The sequence below is a fragment of the Microbulbifer agarilyticus genome, from assembly GCF_020171345.1.
GTDB lineage: Bacteria > Pseudomonadota > Gammaproteobacteria > Pseudomonadales > Cellvibrionaceae > Microbulbifer > Microbulbifer agarilyticus_D.
Window position 1 is genome coordinate 244,332 of the sequence record NZ_JAIUZM010000005.1, and the last position, 18,140, is coordinate 262,471.

General features: G+C 52.7%; 12 protein-coding genes. 6 read left to right on the top strand and 6 right to left on the bottom strand.

Annotation, left to right across the window (positions count from 1 at the left end):
* Positions 1–165: 165 nt before the first annotated feature.
* The 4 genes from LCM31_RS15810 to LCM31_RS15825 form a co-directional block, all read right to left on the bottom strand.
* Complete coding sequence (locus LCM31_RS15810; RefSeq protein WP_224871649.1) at positions 166–3,150, bottom strand: polysaccharide biosynthesis tyrosine autokinase; 2,985 nt, start codon at positions 3,148–3,150, stop codon at positions 166–168.
* A gap of 12 nt (positions 3,151–3,162) precedes the next feature.
* The gene (locus LCM31_RS15815; RefSeq protein WP_224871651.1) at positions 3,163–3,726 is read right to left on the bottom strand and encodes a polysaccharide biosynthesis/export family protein; all 564 of its coding nucleotides are present in this window, start codon (positions 3,724–3,726) and stop codon (positions 3,163–3,165) included.
* A gap of 17 nt (positions 3,727–3,743) precedes the next feature.
* Entirely contained in the window at positions 3,744–4,928 is a 1,185-nt protein-coding gene (locus tag LCM31_RS15820) for an outer membrane beta-barrel protein (protein ID WP_224871653.1), read from the bottom strand.
* 163 nt (positions 4,929–5,091) lie between these two features.
* The gene (locus LCM31_RS15825; protein ID WP_224871655.1) at positions 5,092–6,501 is read right to left on the bottom strand and encodes an undecaprenyl-phosphate glucose phosphotransferase; all 1,410 of its coding nucleotides are present in this window, start codon (positions 6,499–6,501) and stop codon (positions 5,092–5,094) included.
* A 786-nt stretch (positions 6,502–7,287) separates the two neighbouring features.
* Here LCM31_RS15825 and LCM31_RS15830 point away from each other — a divergent pair.
* Complete coding sequence (locus tag LCM31_RS15830) at positions 7,288–8,784, top strand: right-handed parallel beta-helix repeat-containing protein (protein WP_224871657.1); 1,497 nt, start codon at positions 7,288–7,290, stop codon at positions 8,782–8,784.
* Positions 8,785–8,805: 21 nt separating this feature from the next.
* Here LCM31_RS15830 and LCM31_RS15835 read toward each other — a convergent pair whose 3' ends face one another.
* Both LCM31_RS15835 and LCM31_RS15840 read right to left on the bottom strand, forming a co-directional pair.
* On the bottom strand, positions 8,806–10,356 hold the full coding sequence (locus LCM31_RS15835; RefSeq protein WP_224871658.1) for a hypothetical protein: 1,551 nt from the start codon (positions 10,354–10,356) through the stop codon (positions 8,806–8,808).
* Positions 10,346–11,833, bottom strand: coding sequence for an oligosaccharide flippase family protein (locus LCM31_RS15840; RefSeq protein WP_224871660.1), 1,488 nt, complete (start codon positions 11,831–11,833; stop codon positions 10,346–10,348). Before LCM31_RS15840 ends, LCM31_RS15835 begins: the two co-directional genes overlap by 11 nt.
* Before the next feature lie 330 nt (positions 11,834–12,163).
* On the opposite strand from LCM31_RS15840, the gene LCM31_RS15845 reads away from it, so the two are divergent.
* The 5 genes from LCM31_RS15845 to LCM31_RS15865 all read left to right on the top strand — a co-directional run bounded on the left by LCM31_RS15845 (position 12,164) and on the right by LCM31_RS15865 (position 18,134).
* The gene (locus LCM31_RS15845; protein WP_224871663.1) at positions 12,164–13,441 is read left to right on the top strand and encodes a polysaccharide pyruvyl transferase family protein; all 1,278 of its coding nucleotides are present in this window, start codon (positions 12,164–12,166) and stop codon (positions 13,439–13,441) included.
* A gap of 194 nt (positions 13,442–13,635) precedes the next feature.
* On the top strand, positions 13,636–14,889 hold the full coding sequence (locus LCM31_RS15850) for a Coenzyme F420 hydrogenase/dehydrogenase, beta subunit C-terminal domain (RefSeq protein WP_224871664.1): 1,254 nt from the start codon (positions 13,636–13,638) through the stop codon (positions 14,887–14,889).
* A gap of 67 nt (positions 14,890–14,956) precedes the next feature.
* Positions 14,957–16,306, top strand: a complete 1,350-nt coding sequence (locus tag LCM31_RS15855) for a hypothetical protein (protein WP_224871666.1) — start codon at positions 14,957–14,959, stop codon at positions 16,304–16,306.
* Between the two features lie 30 nt (positions 16,307–16,336).
* Positions 16,337–17,287, top strand: coding sequence for a glycosyltransferase family 2 protein (locus tag LCM31_RS15860; protein WP_224871668.1), 951 nt, complete (start codon positions 16,337–16,339; stop codon positions 17,285–17,287).
* Complete coding sequence (locus tag LCM31_RS15865) at positions 17,280–18,134, top strand: glycosyltransferase (protein ID WP_224871670.1); 855 nt, start codon at positions 17,280–17,282, stop codon at positions 18,132–18,134. Before LCM31_RS15860 ends, LCM31_RS15865 begins: the two co-directional genes overlap by 8 nt.
* The last annotated feature ends 6 nt before the right edge of the window (positions 18,135–18,140 follow it).

Sequence of the window (18,140 nt, forward strand, 5' to 3'; positions counted from 1 at the left end):
CACGATAGTGGGCCGAGGCTTTTCGTCAAAAGTAAGCGGAAGAAGGAAGGGGTTATATGGGCGGTTGGGAGTGCGTGTCTATAGCCACAATAGTTACGTGGCTATAGACAACTGCACTAGGGATAGTTTTGTTAGATCAGCTTTTGAGTGGTTTTTTCGTAGGTGTTACTTTGCCGCTCTTCGTTTAGCTCTCGCACGCTTTTTCCTTTTCTTCTTTTTGGCTCTTGATTTCTGACTTCTCGGGGATCGAGATTTTTTCGCTGTTTTTTCATCGCTATTGGATGTGGTTTCCTCATCGAAGTCGACCTCTGCAATTGCGTCCTCGTCCTCTAATTCATAGTGGTCAAATCGCGCTTCCTGCAGCGGTATAACATCGCCTTCTATTTCCCTGTCGATGGAGGCTTCGGCTGTGTCATCGTCTTTAGACATGAGAGCGCTATAAATGGCCGTTTCGGAGAAACACTCAGGATCGTCATTTACACTACTCTCAGCCTGATCTTCTTCCAGTGAGCCCTCCTGGACATACTCCTGGGTGTCCTCTTGTGAGACTTCTGATTGAATGCCGGTTTCGCGGATATCGGTATCATCCACAGGTACGTGATCTCGTGCACGCACGACTACCACTTCTTGGGTCTCTATCACGACCTCTGATTCGATCAGGTCTACCATTTCAGTATCATCTTCGATCGTTCCGATCTCATCTTCTACTCCCGCCGTTATCGTGCGCTCGACCTCCAAGTCATTCTCCGGGGGGGCAACAACAGCTACATCATCGTCCTCAAGCACGTACGCCTGTTTCACATCTGTATCAAAATTATTAGTAGGAGTGCGCCTTACACGAGCGGAAGACTGTGTGCAGGGTTGCGCATCCAATGCGGGTGAAACAGCCTGAGTAGTTGCGGGAACTATTCGTTCGCCGATGATCGAGTCCGGTCCGGGAGGCTGCGAAACAGGAGAGACCGATTGCGCACGTTTACCGCCTCGTCGCGTGTTGCCATAATCGTAGTCGTAGTACTCGTCGGCGTAGATCGCATCCTTACTCGTGTCCACGTGCGTGAGTACAACACCGTCAATCTTGCTGTTGATTTTGGTGAGCCGCTCCACGCCCCGTGAAACGGTGCGCTTATTGGTGGAGTCATACTTGACCACATACAACAATGCATCCGACAGCCTTGAGATGATCAGAGCATCGCTGACGGCCTGAACGGGTGGGCTGTCGATCACGATACGATCATAATCTTGTGCCAGAGTACAGATGGTTTCCGAAAATTGTGGTGACACAAGTAGCTTTTGCGGATCGGAAAGATGGCTTCCGGACGGCATTACATGCAAGTTGCTGGCAGTGTCAATATAAACGCAGTCTTCTACGGACTTATTTCCCTGAATCAAGTCGGTAATTCCGGGATGATTGGATGCGATGCGGAAATCCGATGCTACTGTGGGCTTGCGTAAGTCAAGGTCCACGAGCAGCACGCGCTCAACCTGACTGAGAGCGAAGGCGAGATTCTCCGCGACCGTTGTCTTGCCCTCAGCGGGGACAGAAGATGTCACCAGTATGGTGCGCATGGTTTTGCCGAGGCCCGTCAGTACCACGCCCGTACGCAACGTACGGACCGCCTCGTTGAATGTATAGTGATCAGGGTCGAAGAAAGTGCGTAGATTCAACTTGGCGTCTTTGGGCTTGTTTACTTGCGGCAGCAGGCCAATCAGGTTCTGGCCGAGATGTACCTCCACATCTTCGGGGCTACGCACGCCCATACGCAGGAAGTCCAGTAACAGGGCGATGGCGGTTGCAAGTACTGCGCTCAAGGCGAGCGCCATCATGGCCAACAGCTTCTTGTTGGGTTTGGTGGCCCTGTTTGGGACGACCGCTGAATCAAGGAAGCGAGCGGGAGCGATTTCGAAACCTGAGGCCTCTCGCGTTTCGTTAGCCCGGGTAAAAAAGGTGTCGTAGAGCTGGCGACTCACGTCAACTTCTCGAACCAGCTCTTGATAACGGAACTCTTTTTGTGAAACGCTCTGATAAGCTGCCTTTGCACGCTGAACTTCCTGCTCTTGTGCCTCAACCCGTGCCCTGGCTGTGTTGTATTGGCTTTCAATAGACTCAGCAAGAATGCGGACTTCACTGGCCAGCTGATTGCGAATCATTTCCAGTTCGTTACTGGCCGCGATCATTGTTGGGTGCTTGGGCTTGTAACGCCGCGCCAGCTCGGAAACATTACGCTCTGCAGCCGCTTCGTTGCGCTTAATTTCCTGAATCAGTGGGTTGCTGATGACCTCCGGCAAGTTGGCTAGCGCCAGCTCATTGCCTTTGAGGCGCTCAAACTGATTGAAGACACTGGTGATCTGCTTGAATTCACGGCGTGTTTCCTGAAGTTGGCTGGTGGCCGCATTCAAGTCCTGTTCAGAGAGGCCTCGCACCCCACTGAGATCAACGAGATCTTCTGTCTCACGGAAGCGTTGAAGATTAGTTTCGGAAGCTTCCAGTTTGCTGCGCAGTGTTTCCAGCCGTTCGTTGAGCCACGACGTAGCCCGATTAGTAAACTGCTCCTTTGCTTCCGATTGGAAGAAAATAAACTCTTCTACCAGTGCGTTAGCGACATCGGCTGCGAGTTTTGCCGATTGTGCTTCAAACTCGACTTTGACCAGGTTTGTATTACGGGCCGGTGATATGGTCAGTCGCTTGAGAAATGCTGATGCAACATTGTCGAGGGAGGCCGTGTCCGCTTTGACCGGCGTGGCGCCGTCTGACCCTTTCGTGCGCGAAAGTAGCCCGAACAGCCCAGCATTTCCTTTAGGCGCAAATTCGGGATGATTGATCAGGTCGAGGCGTTCGATAACCCGCTCGGCGAGTTGCCGCGATTTCAGCATCTCTGTTTGCGTGAGAATGTAATCTCGGCGCTGCGCGCCAAGATCATAGATTTCTTCGACGGAAACCGGATTCGCCTGGTCCACTTCAAAAACCAGCGATGCGGTAGCCTGATAGCGCGATGGCATTTTGTAGATAAATGCAATAGCGACGGCAGACATAGTCAGGCTGAGGCTGAAGATCAGCCAGCGCTTGGCGAAGAGAATTTTCCAGTAACGAAGTAAATCCAGGCTTTGTTCCTGAGGTAGTTCGTCGCCACCATTGCCCTGTGCATAGTTCATATGGTTTCTCTACTAAAAAAAGCTCTGCTTTACGGTAATAATGTCACCAGGATATAGCTTCGTATCCAGGTCCGCTTCGATCGTAATTTGCTCGTTTCCCTGCCCCCGCTTGATCAATATCTTGTCTTGCGACGCACGCGGAGTGAATCCACTGGCCATGGCTACGGCTTTATTGATCGTAAGACCAGGCAAATAGGCGTAGCTGCCGGGCGTGTTTACCTCGCCATCAACAAAGAATGATCTGTATTGGGTAATCGTTACCTCAACACTGGGATTTACCAGATATCCATCAAGCAGGCCTGCAGCAATTTTTTTCTCGATTAACGACGCACTAAGCCCTGCAACCTTAATCTCGCCGAGGAACGGATAGTTGATCACTCCGCTGTCACTGAGGCGTACTTCCAGAGAGAGCTCTTCTTCGCCAAAAACGCGGATATTGATGACATCGCCGGCACCGAGCTGGTACTGGTCGTCAAGCAATTTCGAAGATACCTCGGCATTAGCTTGAGTGATGATTACTGCTATAAACCATGGGGCTAGAAAGCACATGGCCCAGCGGATTCTATGTTTGCGCATAAACTCTCCTCACATCTTCAGTAGGACGCGTCAAATCCGATGAATACTTGATTGCGTTGGTAAGAAAATAGTTGGCTACTTGCACCTTGATTCAGGGTGGAAATGCCGGTTCGAAGGTCCATCCAGGGGCGAAATCGATAACGCACAGTTGTGCCCCAACGACGGATGTTCTCGGTCAACTGTGTTCCGGTAAAATCTGCTTTTGTGTAACGAAAGAACAGATCGCTGTCGATTTTTTCGTTCCACGAGTGTTGCCATGCGACAGATCCGGAAGTGGCGTCGACAAAGTTTGCGATACCGGCTGCTGAATCGATTGGGCGCCGCTCGGCGGTGATCAGCAGCTCACTTGTTTCAAGCGGGCTCCAAGTCAGGGAGGCTTGCCAGCGGGGCCGCCGATAGTCTGCTATTGCTGAATCGGTGTAGCTTTTCTTGACCATACCACCAAGAAGCGTGGCACTGAGTTTTTCGGTCTCGCGTTCGACGCCTACCATTAGTGTGGCTTCGTCGTTATCGCGATCCAGTATGTCGCCGGCTGGGGTGTCGTAGCGGATGCGTCGCCCTCCCAGATTGGCGAGAAGAGCCGTTTTGCCACCGATGTTTGCGGAAAATGTACCGTTGATAAATGGCGAGCGCCGATCACGTGCAACGATTTCTTCCCGGTAGTCGCGGTTGGTTGTACCCAGGGTGATGCCAAGAAAGCCACGCGCATCGTCTGCGCCGAAACCATAAGATACAAAGAGGTCGGACTGGCGATAGCGATCTCGCTCGAAAATCAGGCTTTCCAGGTCGTCTACAACCTGATCGTTGAATTCGTCGTTGATACTCAGGTATGCAGCACCGAGCGTTAGATTGTGTCGTGTACCCAGATCCCAGTCTGCGGCGCCACGGAGTGCGTGGTCCGTATAGGAGCTTCGTCCGCTGTTCAGGTAGTTGCCGTGTGAAAGGGCGTACTCCATCGAATAGACAATAGCGCCCCGATCGTACTCGAGCCCAACACGGGGTGTGGTTAGTAGCAGAAAGCTATCGATGCCATCTTGCGGAGCGTTGTTGATGTTGTCATCGTATCGTAAATCCATGCCTATGGCGGGGGTCAGCAGCAGTCCAGATCCAAGTTTGATTGGTTCGGCGGATGCGACAATACAATATGCGGAGAACGCTATGGCAAGAAAACTTGCTGACAAGAAGCGGATGTTAGGGTGCATAGACGTCCTTCCTGCTTGCGATATCGCTTTGAGGCGGGGACTGCTACTAACCCGTCCGTGACAATCGAGATGGTTCTTTTCTACTGAAGTAAGAGTTTAGAAGCACATATGAAGTGTGCACATGAACTGTATGCAAACTTGCAATAATCGGCGCGATGTTATTTCAGTAGGCATTTTTGCCTACAAATCCTCGCGAAACAGTGAGGCACAAAATACGCAGGTCGAGAAAAATTGACCAGTTGCGAATGTAGTCCAGATCGTGCTCGACACGTTTGTGCATTTTTTCCAATGTATCTGTCTCGCCGCGCCACCCATTGATTTGTGCCCAGCCAGTGATGCCAGGCTTTACCTTGTGGCGTAGCATGTAGCCGCTCACGATGGAACGAAATTGCTCATTGTGAGCTACCGCGTGCGGACGTGGCCCCACGATAGACATTGTGCCGCCGAGCACATTGAAGAGCTGCGGCAACTCGTCCAGAGAAGTGCACCTCAAAAATCGTCCAAACGGCGTCACTCGCGCATCATTTTTTTGTGCCTGTTGAATGGTGGGCCCATCTTCTGTGCATGTCATGGAGCGGAATTTCCACACGTCGATAGTATGACCGTTTAGGCCATAGCGTCGCTGCTTGAAGAGCACCGGGCCTGAGCTGGTAAGCTTTACGCCCAGTGCGATGAGCAGCATCAAAGGGCTCAAAAGAGTCAACGCCATTGTGGATACCAGTAGGTCTTCGAGCCGCTTTAACCAACTGTTGATTCCTTGAATTGGACTGTCGTAAATACTCAGGACTGTGCTGCCACCAATACGTTGCCAGCGTGTGCGCAATAGATTACTGCCGAAGATATCCGGGAGAAGAAACACGGTTGCGGTAGTGTCCCCCAGAGCCGCCAGTAGCTGGCCAATATGGCGGGCCTCTCCCACCGGCAATGCGATATAGATTAGATCGAGATCGCCGGTTCTGGCAGCAGATAATGCCTGTTCTAAATCACCTGCGATAAGGTGGGAGTTTCCGGGAAGTGCATCGTCGCCTTCGCCCCCGAGCCCGGGCAGTCGGTAGACACCCTGTAGTCGAATGCCCAGTTGGGGGTTGCGTTGTAATTCTTGCGCCAGCTTGACAGCTGCTTCATTGAATCCAAGGATCGCTGCGGAACGAGTGTTGTGGTCATTGACCCTAAGGTAGTGGAGCAGCTTTCGCAATGCGAAGCGCCATGACCCCAGGCCAAATAGCGTTACGCAGAACCAACTTCCTACCACCAGGCGAGAATAGATTGCTGCCTGCGCGGAGAAGTAGCCGATGAGTAGCAGTAGTAGGCATACCACGGTCCAGGCGAGAGCAGTCGTTAGAAGCATATTGCGGAAGCTTTCTGTACGCCATGACCGGTAGAGCTCGAGGGACTCGCCAATAAAGGCAAATAATATTACCGCAGTAAGACCAGCTATGAGCCAGTCCTTGTCGAGTGGTATGCCACCGACGAGCGTGCAGGCTAACAAGGCGCCGAGTATCAGCGCACCATCAAGTAGACGATAAACAGCGGCCAAATCACTTTGGTGTGTGCGAATCCATCCCTGCTGCACTGCGATACCTCCGGGATCACTTCTAAAACTAACTGCTGATGTTTTGCACGGCCTGTATGTATATTGAACCAGTCGAACATCTTTTGAACATAATATTGGACGAGTATCCGAAGCACGCAAGGTTGCCAGAAAAGAATTGTCACCAATGATTGCGTGTGTGTGGAACCCGCCAACTTTTCCCTTTGCACCAACGACGCAGGCGTCGCCTAACTTCCCTGGCGAGCCACCACCCTGTGGGGATTCCAGCAACGCCCGCAAAGAAGTCCGCGCTCGAAGCTGCGCGGCGTGATAGCAGTACACCTTGTGCCACCTCAATGAAAACCGCTGCAAAAAAAAGCGCAACCATGACACAGTGGCGTAGCGGTGGTCGGAATGCGAACACCACAACGTACGCAACGCCCGCGCATGCGATGAAGTGAAGAACCAGATCGAAATGACGAAACAACTGGGGAATCGGGTTGGGTCGCAAGCCGGCATATAAACAGGCGATGAGTATTGAAAAGAGGAGCAGCCGCCACTTTCCCTGGTGACGTTCGGAAGTGTCATTGAGGTTGAGTTTCACGATTAGAATTTACCGCTGAGAGCAAGAGAATTGAGATAGATACCGGTAGTAGTTAGTGTATGTGTCAATATGTGAAAAGAGGGCATAGATACATATTCCAGCCGCCACTTTATCGAATGTTTGTAAGCAATAATTGATTTCGCCATCGTAGGATGGGTAACAGGGCTATCCTGATTACGCCGTTATCTGGATGTTGTAATTATTGAGTATGAGAGGTCCCGAGAGTGAAGGTTCAGGCGCTAAATCTGTGCGTATTCTTGTTACTGACACTCAGCGTGAATCTATGGGCAGACTATCACGTTGACGGAAAAAACGGTGACGATAACAACCGTGGCACGGCGGATTCTCCCTGGGCAACACTCGAAAAAGCACGCCGCACTGTAAAGGGGCCTGCAAAAGTAATCGTTCATGACGGTCACTACAGGGCGTTTATCGAGGATAAGTCACGTGGTTCCACAGAATTTCTTGAATATGTGGCCGCACCAGGTGCGCGTCCGCGGCTCGAAGGGATCGACATCCATTACCCGGAGCCCTCCGACAGTTATGTTTCCTTCGATGGCTTTGACATCTTCAGCACGCGCCGCTTGCGACTGGTGCAGGTCGTTAATGCACGCCACCTGATTATACGCAATAGTGAGTTGCACGCTGATCATTGGTCGCGGGGTCCAGATGATGGTGTTTATGCGATCAACCTGCGGCGTACCGAAAACGTGCTGATTGAGAGAAACCGATTTTATGAGGTGTTTCGCGGAGTTTTGATTCGCAAATCAAATCACGTCACCGTACGAGGAAACTTTATTACGGTCACCGGCTCGTCAGGCATCATTTACATGAGCCAGAGCCGCAATGGACTTATTGAGAATAACCACATAACCGGGAGGGACTATGTACGCTACCCGGAGGATCCATTGGCGTACCATAAACCTCACCAGAGCATCATTGCGATTAGCGCCAATGATCTGGTGGTGCGAGGAAACCTTTTACACGGTATTGGCAACTCTTCCGGCATGATGCTCTACCAAAATGATATGCCTACTGATGTTACCGCCTATCGCAATATACTCATTGAGAGTAATGCTCTTTACGATACATCGAATAACAGTGCTCTCCGTATCTACAACCTCGGCGACAACGTGATACTGCGCAACAACTTCTTTTTCTCTAAAAAACGACCGGGTAAATGTGATGGTGTAACGAATGATGGCCACTACCGCTACAATGTCGCTTTGAACGTGCATTCGGTGGCCGAGGGGTTCGACGGGTCTGGGCTCAAGCTTTACAACAATATCTTTCTGGGCGCTGCTATGATTCCACCTGCGGCGGAGGAACGGAGCAATGTATTCTGGTCGCTGAAACGTGGAAAAAGATGGCAGGCTCGGCCTATCGACAAGGCATCACGCCTGATTGTTGGCCGTGACCGAGGCTGCGGGGAACATCCGATGTTGATGGAAAATGGCGGATTTTTCCGTGTTCGCAATGATTTAACCTTCCCGGAAAAGTCGGTACTCGATTTAACCCCGTCTGCGGCACCTGAGGAATGGCAAAATGTGGCTGCGGAGCAGCTACCCGAATACTTTCTCGCTCCGTTACAGGAAAGCGGGTTTCTCGGAGCGCCGGTGGTGCGTAAGCAGGTTCTTCGGCCGGTGCCAGGTCCGGTTCAATTGACCGAATCTTCAACAGCAGAAATGCCTAATACAAGGGCGACTGGTACCAGCCCGTAACACCGGGCGTCAGAAAATAAACTAGACCTGAGCCCTCTGCCGGGAACGCACCTTGCGAGCGTGCAACGCCGCGCGAATACGCTTTATCTGATCCTTAAATTCTACAGGCAACATCCGACGTATTTCTTCAGAAAGAAAAAGCAGTTTGGCAAATCCGCTGGCACGGTTGAATGGCGTGTCCAGCAGTTCTGGCCAGAGGTGCCTGTAGACCGAGGGGATCAAATCTCCACGGGCACGTATATTTTCAGGGATGGCCAAGATCGCTCGATAGTAGCGCGCGCTGTTGAATGGACTGATGGATGGGAAGGGTACGTCATGGCCAAACATGCTGGGCCCAGCCCAGCACCCTAAACGCAGTTCGACATAGGCGAAATCCAATAGATTACCGGTGCTAATGTTCTCTGGGAACTCGGCTATCCACGCCTCTGCCAGCTTCGTAGTGATGTCGTTTTCCGGGAACTCGAAGCGGCGCAGCAATCCCTGCGTCGTTAGTGTGGATAAGTTTTCGTCGCCCGGGTACCAATACGGGCTCTTTAATGCTTCGCCACAGGTGCCGGTCATTTCATGGCAATGGTTGTTATGAATGCGCGCAGTCGTACACAGCAGGGTAACCGCGTCCTCCACACAGTAACCGGTGCGCTGACGCCAAGCTTGGATCTCTACATCGGTTGGCTGTTCAAATTGCAAGGTGCGGTAATTGAGCCTGAATTTTCGAGCGATTCTACCCGCGATATGATTATCCAGACGTGTACCCGCATCATCCGCGTGCACTGTCTGGAAGCGCATTTGGTCACTAAGTTCCCTGGAAGCCGCCAGTATCATTCTCGAGTCTACGCCGCCGGTCAAATGCGCCACGTTATGGCCCGCGTTTACCAATGCCGTGACGTTTTGCTTTACCCAGCCGGCAATCAGTCCGGTTACGTTTTCTACATCGAATTCGTCGCATGAAGGAGTGTGGCTCAAGAAGGACTCGATGTGCTGACCATCAGTGTTGGCCAGGTGAGGGTATGTGCGCTCAGCATTCCAATCGCTCAGGGTAAGCCGGTGGTTGGGGAGCAGTCGCTTTACCCCGTGATAGGGAGTGACGCCGAAAGGAAGCCATTTCTTTGGGCTTCCCGCTGTCAGTGCGTCAAAGGTTACCTGATCAAAGTTCAGTTCCTGGATAATTTGCAGCGCTGCGGGGGTAGACGCGGCAGCCTCGAGATCGTCGCTGTATACCAGTGACATCATGCCACCGGCATCCGTAATTGCCGCTAGCTGCTTTTGCAGAGGATATAAGTATACAAAGCGTCCACAAAACGCTTCGTACTCTACAGCGATACCGTCAGCCTGGTTTGTGGATTGGATGATATCCCCGTCCTGCAGGAGTTTTCCCTGCCATATCACCCAGCCGATAATTCGTCCGATAAGCTCTCCTTCGAGGTTCTCAACCGCGATAAGCGGCACTTCTTTGGAGAGAGACAAGCACCAACCCTGGTACTCAACATTGCGCCAGCCGGAAAGTTCGGAAGCTGGTTGCTTCGCTATCAGGTATTGTTTGGGAAGGTGCATGGCGTTTGATTCAAAAGTCATTGTTTATCAGTGATTGCTCTGCAGATTTTGTGTCACGTGCGCGATGCCAGAGGTGACGACATTCCTTACGCAAATGAGGATCTGTCAGCGCAAGAAGGCTGGCCAGTAACAGTGCGATACCGCCACCGTACAGCAACTGCAGGATAAGGCCGGATAACCCACTGACCGTTGTGGGTGGGGGAGCCAGTCCAATTGTGACCACCGCAATTGCGGTACCAAATCCAGATAGCATGATCAGGCGGCGCACGAATATGGATTTCCCTTGCTTAATGGGCGCCAGATAGACGGAGATGGCGAGTGCAACGGCTTCCCCGCCAATGCCGCAGGCCGCAACCGCCTGAACGGAGTGTCCCGTGGCCGCGAGATAGACTGCGACTGGCAGCGCCAGGCTGCGAAAAATATTCGCAATCATTGCATTCTCGGTTCGTCCCTGGCTGTTAGCGATGATGGAAGGCGCAATACGCAGTACTCGTAGCGCTTGCATAACGCTCAATATGACGATGACACTCGCAGCCTGCATATATTGATCGCCGAAGCTCAACTGGATCAATGCGGAACCGGCCAGTGCAAATCCCAGTACCATCAATAAGCCGAAGGCGGCGCAGGCGGTGAGACTCATGGTGCAACAAGGTACGAATATTTCACTCTTGCCGCGATTGCGCGAAAGTATTGGCATCAGAATTGACGCGCTGAGTTTTGCGAAGATGATTGTCGGTAGCATGCAGAGTGAAAACGCAACGCTGTACCAACCGAGGGTATGCATGTCGAATTGTGAACCGATGATTACCCGGTCACCCTGAAAGATTCCGAACATCAGAAAGCCATTAATCAACAGGGGCCAGCCGAAGCGAAGTTTGCGCTTCGCTAGAGCCCAGTTCAATGTCCAGCGATATGGACGACGCGCGAGTATGTGCGAAGCGAGGACGCAGAGTATCGCCTGCAGCAGAATCACAGTAAGCATTACCCGGTAGTCATCGAAAATGTAGGTTGCGAGTAGTGCAACCAACAGGGTGAGCAGTTCAGGCAAGGTATCGAATAAGGCGGTGGGAAAGAAGTCGAGCTCGCGCTGCCGTACAACGAGATCGAAATGCATCAGTCCGTGCAACGCAGGGATCAGCGCCACCAGTTGAAACGCTTGAATCAGGTGGGGCAGACCAAATAGATTTGCCACTGGAGCGGCGATTGCCACCAGAACCAAAGCGATCAGGATGCCTTTGATGAACTGTATCAAGTGTGCGGAGCCCAGCATGGCGTCGCTATCGCCTTCATCATCCTGTACCAGTACGCGATCCAGTGCCAGATTGCTGGTCATTTCCACAAGTGAGATGGTCAGCGCAAACGTTGTGGCAATACCAAAATTCTCACTATCTATATGACGGGCGACAATAATGTTGCGCAACATCGAGCTGATTGCGACGAGTCCCTGACTGGCACTGAGTATCGATGCGCCTTTAAGAATGCTTGAGCGAACGGACAAACCAGACTCCCGCGTACAGGGTTTTTATAGCTAGCGTGATTTCAGCGCAGTCGCCAACAGCGCGCTTGTGCGGCAATACGTAAAGTGCCGGTGAAGGCCCTCGCTAGTTTAGGTCTAATAGAGAGTGCGGAGAGTTAACCGGCGCCAACTATGCAGACATATATATCCCCCCAATGCTTGAATCGCGCACAGATCCATTTTCCGCAATATCAATTATTTCTGCATGAACTAGTCTTCTGCGAGTAGAAATAATTGTTACCGATGCTAAATACAGCGGGATGTGTGTGCCTGTGCTTGGTATCGGGAAGTATCCCAAAAGGCTAATGATCAATGACCAGTATCTCCTTGCTGGGCGCCGCACCCGATACCGGAAATCTTGGTGTAAGTGCGCTCTCCAACTCCGTCGTGCACGCCATTCACGAGCGTATTCCTGGCGCTGACCTGTGTGTGTTTGACAACGGCAAAGGCATTCGGCGTAGAAACCTCCGTATCGGCGATAGCGAGTGGTCCCTGCGCGGTTGTGGGCTGGTGAACAGCCGGCGTGTGTACAGAAGGGAGAGCCTCGCCCATATGCGGCTGAGCCAGATATTTCCGAAATTGATGAACCCGGGGATAGAAACCATCCGCCAGTCCCATGTGGTACTTGATATCAGTGGTGGTGACAGTTTTACGGACCTGTACGGCAGTCGCCGATTTGAATTGATTAGCCGCCCCAAGGAAATCGCATTAGCCGCTCAAAAGCCGCTGATTTTGCTGCCGCAAACCTACGGCCCGTTTCGCAGTAAAAAGGCGCAAGCCCGCGCGGCGGATATTGTGAAGCACAGCCATGCAACCTGGGCTCGAGACGCGCGCAGCTTTGAGATAATGGTGGATTTGTTAGGTTCGGAATTCGACAGTGAGCGACACAAGTGCGGCGTCGACGTTGCTTTCTTGTTGCCGACAGTACGCCCGCAACAGCTGGAAGACTCCGTTGCACAGTGGCTGGAAGATGAAGCGTATGGCGCTAATTCCGATGTCATCGGCCTGAACATCAGCGGATTGATTTACAACGGCGGTGACTCGGCCGCGCGCCAGTATGGTATTTCCGCAAACTATGCCCTGACGGTACAGAATTTGGTTGAGCGACTATTAAGGGAATCGGATGTCAATGTGTTGCTGGTTCCACACGTGAACGTGCCGCAGGCTGAGATTGAGTCCGATCTGAGAGCCTGTCGACAACTGGCGCATAAACTGGGTCCAATCGCCAATGGCCGGGTGCGCGTGCTTACCGGTCAATACAGTGAGATGGAGATTAAATGGGTCATTGCACGATTGCAGTGGTTTTGCGGTACTCGTATGCATTCTACGATTGCTTCGCTCTCTTCTGGTGTGCCCAGTGCTGCAATAGCCTATAGCGATAAAACACTGGGCGTCTTCGCAACTTGCGGTCAGCAGGATCAGGTATTTGATCCTCGAGTTACACAGACTCAGGACCTGGTCGATTCTGTGTTCGAATCTTTTGCGCAGCGGGAGCACATAGCACCGCTACTGCAAAATAAACTCCCCCGTGTACTTTCCATTGCCAGATCACAAATGGATACCATTGCAGAATGCTGCGAGAACCTGTGAGGGTGGGGTCCGCGGGATGATAAACAGACACTACCTAGTAATATGCGCCGTTTTTCAGTCAGCCAGCGGTGAACTACACGTGTTGGACTAATATTTTCATGGCCGATACGCACTAGAAGAAGTCTGCAACGTCGACGCAGGCTTATTTTTCTGACTGATGCAGTTACGAAGAAGTCTTTCGGATATAGAAGTTCATGCAGAAAATCAACACGATTGAAGATGTACGGAATTATCAGCTTTGCACCGGTTGTGGTGTCTGTGCGGAGCTGGAGAGTACGCGATATTCCATTGCGGATATTCCCGGCGAGGGAATTCGTCCATATGTGAAAAACGCTGAAGCAGAGAGCAACGGTGAGGCATTCTCGGTGTGTCCGGGGGCACAGCTGAAGCACGATTCCAGTTTCAAAGATCCACAAGCTCGCGAGGATCTGCGTTCTGGCTGGGGTCCTGTGTATGACGTGCTGGAAGGTTATGCCTTGGATGAAGAAGTTCGGCGAGGCTCATCCAGTGGTGGAGCGATTACCGCAATTGCGTTGTTTTGCCTCGAACAGCAGAACATGCATGGTGCACTCCACACCGCAGCCGATCCGAAGCAGCCTTACCGAAACCGCACTGTGTTTAGTGAGGATCGCGCGTCGCTGCTGGCCGCTGGCGGTTCCCGGTACGCTCCTTCCAGCCCTTGCGCGGATTTGCGAAAGATCACTGAATCCGAAGGTCAATGCGTATTTATTGGTAAACCCTGTGATGTGGCTGCAGTAAATGCCGCACAAAAGGTCTCGCCAGCACTGAAAGAAAAGCTCGGTGTGAGTATCGCGTTGTTCTGCGCCGGTGTGCCGTCTACTAATGCGTCTCTGAAGCTCGCTAAGATGCAGGGAGCGAAGACACCCGAGTCGATTCGTTCGTTGCGCTACCGTGGCAACGGCTGGCCCGGCGTTTGGTCATTGGAGTTTATGGATAGTAAAGAGGGACTTCAGCGACGCGAGATGAGTTATGCCGAATCTTGGGATTATTTGCAGCGCCACCGGCAATGGCGCTGTTACATCTGTCCGGATCATACCGGTGAGTTTGCCGATATTGCGGTTGGCGATCCTTGGTATCGCGAGATAGCCCCGGGAGAGCCAGGCAGTTCCCTGATCGTTATTCGGAGTCAACGCGGCAAAGCAATTGTCGAGGCCGCCATCGCCGCCGGCTATCTGAAAATTACTGCGCGGGATGCATCGTTGCTTCCGCGCTCGCAGCCAAATTTACTGGCAGCGCGCGGTAATCTTTGGGCGCGCTTACATACGCTACGGCTGTTTGGCGTCGCCGTGCCTAACTATGCGGGCTTTGCTTTATTTCCATTCTGGCTGCGTGAACTAAAGCTGGTGGACAAGTTGCGGTCATTCGTTGGAACGATCCGGCGAATTTACCGAAAGCGGCTTCGTGAGCCGGTTGTTGAATCACGCTAGCGTGCAGATTTTTGGGGCGCCCAGCCCAGGGTAAGAGAAGCGGGAAATGTGTCTGGAGTAATCGTGGATGACTGAACGTGTAATGCCGGAGCATTTTGGCGGCGCTCTATGGGCGGACCAGACGATGGTGCATCCCATTGGGCTGGCTGCGCTCGTTGCTGCGCTGCTTGCACTACTGGTACTACCGCGGCGTTTTCAACTAATACCCTTGCTATTGATTGCCGTTGCGCTACCCGGCGCCCAGCGCATCGTAGTACTTTCTCTCGATTTCACCTTTGTGCGCATCATGATTATGGCCACGCTAGCGGTGGCGATTCTGAGTGGGCAATTACGCACAATCCGTTGGGGCTTGGCGGATTCCCTTATTCTGGCTGCGACGCTGTGGAATATGCTCGCCTCGGGGATACTGATTGGGAGCATCGATGGTGTGATTACCAGTGCCGGCGGTGCCTTTGATACCTTCGGAGCCTACCTGGTCGGGAGGGCGTACTTGCATTCATTCGCAGATATGCGGCGAATATTGCTGTGTTTTGCGATGCTATCACTGCCGATGCTTGCCTTTTTCGTGCTGGAGCAACTCAGTGGACGCAATGTATTTTCCGTATTTGGTGGCGTACCGGCGGAGACGCTCGCCCGCTATGGCCGGCTGCGCGCACAGGGCCCATTCATGCACCCGATTATGGCGGGTATTTGCTGGGCAACCATTCTTCCCTGTCTCGTTGCACTGTGGCAGGGGAGAGTCGGAACCCGCCTGCTAATTGCGGCCGGTATCGCCAGCATGCCGTTGATTGTACTGGCCACCGCTTCCAGTACCCCCGTGGTGGCGCTTATATGCGGTTTTGCTGGACTCGCCTTCTACACGTTTCGTCATTACATGCGCACGATGGCAGTGGCCATGGTCGCCGTACTCACTGTCCTGCATTTTTCCATGGATACCCCGGTCTGGCATTTGCTTTCGCGGATTGACATTACCGGTGGGTCTACGGGTTGGCATCGCTACAATCTGATTCAGCAATCCATCAACCATGTGGGTGAATGGTGGGCCTTCGGTACCACCGCCACCGCGCACTGGGGCTGGGGCATGCAGGACATCACGAACCAGTATGTGCTCGAAGGGGTCGATGGCGGAATTGTCCAGTTATTACTGTTTTCGTTCTTTCTACTGGTGCTGTTTGTCCGACTTGGTCGCGCGCAAAAATTTACCCGCTCTCACGCCCAGAGTCGCCTGCTTTGGGGCATGGCGGTGGCACTGTTTGTGCATTGTGTCAGTTTTCTCGCCGTATCGTATTTCGGCCAGATGGTGTGTCTGTTCTATCTCTTCTGTGGCGCCGTGGTTGCGGTTACGGAGCTGCGTCGACCAGTGCCCGCTAGGGTGCCAGCGACGCAGGGGACGCTAGCTCCGGCGACGCAAAACTAACGCTTCATCGAATAACTTCGGGAGGTGAGCGTGTCCAGTAAGACTCGGCTCAATATCGTTATTGTCTGTTACAACTGCGGTGCAGATATTGTCAGATTGCTCGCGGATATCGATGATGGTGACCTGCCGTTAGCGTCGATGGAATTTTTTGTGGTGGACAATGCTTCCATGGATGATTCCCTGTCGATTCTGCGGCCATTGGCTCCGAAAATTCACCTGATAGAGTCTGAAAAAAATATCGGCTTCGCGGCGGGATGCAACCTGGGTGCCGCGGCGATCGACAACTCGGCGCCGATCCTGTTTCTGAACCCCGATGTGCGCTTGCAACATGACAGCCTCAGTAATTTACTGACATTCGCGGCTGCCACGCCCGGCGCAGGAATTTGGGGCGGTGTGACCTGTGATGAGCAGGGCGAGTACGACGGAAAGTCCGCGTGGCGGGAACCCTCCTTAATTGATCTATTGAGCTGGAGCCTGGGGGCGGACTTCCTGCTGCGCAGGACGTTCGGGCGTACCAGTGCCGGCTACTCTCCTCGTGCGCTGTGCAAAGGAGCAAGCGTTGACGCAGTATCAGGCTGTTTTCTGCTGATCGATCAGGCACTTTTCCGGTTGCTGAATGGATTTGATGAGGGCTTCTTTCTGTATTCGGAAGAAATTGATTTGTGCCGCCGGGCGCGCGGCCTCGGGGCGCAGCCCCGGGTCACCGGTAACGCGGTGGTTTTGCATGCTGGCAGTAAGACGCTCTCTGGCATCAATAAACTGAATTATCTGTATCGATCGAAACTGCAGTACTTCGCCAAGCATGGGTCCCCTGTCACGGTTGCTGTAGCGCGAGTACTGATCGCGCTGGGTTCCGCGATACGCTTTGCAGCGTTCTCAGCGTTGGTGCAGATAGGTAAAGGAAGTAGGGAGCAACAATCGGTCTGGAAGCAGTTTTTGGATGACCAGTGGCAACGGCACAAGGCGCGCAGTGATGCTTGATCCGCACAAGCCAGCGATCATTATTCCCGCGTATAACGAAGAGCACTCGATCGCCACCTTGTTGGACGCTGTGTACCCAGGTGTGCTTCTCGGTCACTATTCCGTGGTGGTTGCCTGTAACGGCTGCACGGATGCCACCGCGGAGATTGTGCGCAGTACATTCCCACAGGTTTACTGCCTGGAGATTCAGCGGGCAGGCAAAACACACGCAATTAATGAGGCGGAGAAGCTGGGCCTCGGGTTTCCTCGTATTTATGTGGACGCGGATGTCAGTATTGATGATATATCACTGCTAAAGCTGCTTGATCAGTGCGGGGATAACAATAATGCCGTGGAGCCCGCCGTAGTCGCGCCCGAAGGTGTAATGGATATGGCGCATAGTAGCTACTTGGTCCGGTGTTACTATGGCGCCTGGCAAAAAACGCGATTTTGTAGTGAATTTGGCTATGGTGCAGGGGTCTATGGACTGAACCGCGCTGCGCGCGAGCGATTCACTCTATTCCCGGAGATTATTTCTGACGACGGCTATGTCCGTGCGGTTTTCGGTTACGAAAACATTGTGGTAAATAGAGAAAGTCAGAGTCGTGTTGTTGCGCCGAGAGGCGTCTTGGACCTGCTGAAGATCAAGACTCGCAGCAAACTGGGCAAATTGCAGCTATTGCAGCTGCCCGAATGTCATACCCCCATGACGCATCGCAGTGCAGTCTTTACACGGCGTCCCAGTATACTGGAGTTGCTGGTGTATTACGGGGTTAATGCTGCTAGCTACCTCACAGCATGGCGCTACCGGCATGGCAATGCGCGGTATCAATGGCAGAGGGATGAATCCAGCCGCGAACTTGTCTAGACGTTG

Excerpts from the sequence above, each read along its gene's own strand:
- LCM31_RS15810 (WP_224871649.1), bottom strand. The coding sequence starts at position 3,150 with ATGAACTATGCACAGGGCAATGGTGGCGACGAACTACCTCAGGAACAA.
- LCM31_RS15815 (WP_224871651.1), bottom strand. The coding sequence starts at position 3,726 with ATGCGCAAACATAGAATCCGCTGGGCCATGTGCTTTCTAGCCCCATGG.
- LCM31_RS15820 (WP_224871653.1), bottom strand. The coding sequence starts at position 4,928 with ATGCACCCTAACATCCGCTTCTTGTCAGCAAGTTTTCTTGCCATAGCG.
- LCM31_RS15835 (WP_224871658.1), bottom strand. The coding sequence starts at position 10,356 with ATGACTTTTGAATCAAACGCCATGCACCTTCCCAAACAATACCTGATA.
- LCM31_RS15845 (WP_224871663.1), top strand. The coding sequence starts at position 12,164 with ATGACCAGTATCTCCTTGCTGGGCGCCGCACCCGATACCGGAAATCTT.
- LCM31_RS15850 (WP_224871664.1), top strand. The coding sequence starts at position 13,636 with ATGCAGAAAATCAACACGATTGAAGATGTACGGAATTATCAGCTTTGC.
- LCM31_RS15855 (WP_224871666.1), top strand. The coding sequence starts at position 14,957 with ATGACTGAACGTGTAATGCCGGAGCATTTTGGCGGCGCTCTATGGGCG.
- LCM31_RS15865 (WP_224871670.1), top strand. The coding sequence starts at position 17,280 with ATGCTTGATCCGCACAAGCCAGCGATCATTATTCCCGCGTATAACGAA.